This window comes from Mesorhizobium sp. M4B.F.Ca.ET.089.01.1.1 (genome assembly GCF_004022605.1).
Classification (GTDB): domain Bacteria; phylum Pseudomonadota; class Alphaproteobacteria; order Rhizobiales; family Rhizobiaceae; genus Mesorhizobium; species Mesorhizobium abyssinicae.
In genome coordinates, this window is the sequence record NZ_RZOS01001391.1 from 1 (window position 1) to 463 (window position 463).

Consider the following 463-nt stretch of genomic DNA (forward strand, 5'->3'; position numbering starts at 1 on the left):
GCACAATTTCTATTTAAGAAGGACCGTTAACGAGTGGCCGGCGAAGGAAGCGCTTCGGCCAGCGCGATGCCGGGCGTTGTCAACCAGTTGTAAAACCCACCCCTGGTAAGAGTTCCCTCGTGCAATCGCAGGATGGCTTCGCAAAAATCGGAGACATCGGTGACGCACAAACGCTTCGCGGCCTCGATAAACGTTGGAACGCTCGGGTCTACACCGGGGCTGCACAAGGTGAGGCAAGGGTTGTTTCGCAGCCCCGCCAGTTCTGATGCCGCGAGGACCTCGGTAGCAGCGTTTAAGGGCACCGTTTCCTGATCGCTAACTTTAGATTTCACCTCGACAACAATCGGAATAAAATCCTCAATCGATACTAGGAAATCGGGAAACCCTTGGCGACCGGTCACATCGAGTGGCTGACAAGGTATCCCAAGCCCTCCTAGCGATATACTGAAAGCCTGCTCAAGAT

1 pseudogene is annotated in these 463 nt (G+C 54.2%); it reads right to left on the minus strand.

From position 1 onward, the window contains the following. Nucleotides 1-26: 26 nt before the first annotated feature. Nucleotides 27-463, minus strand: a pseudogene (locus tag EN780_RS39535) (DEAD/DEAH box helicase); the annotation flags it as partial.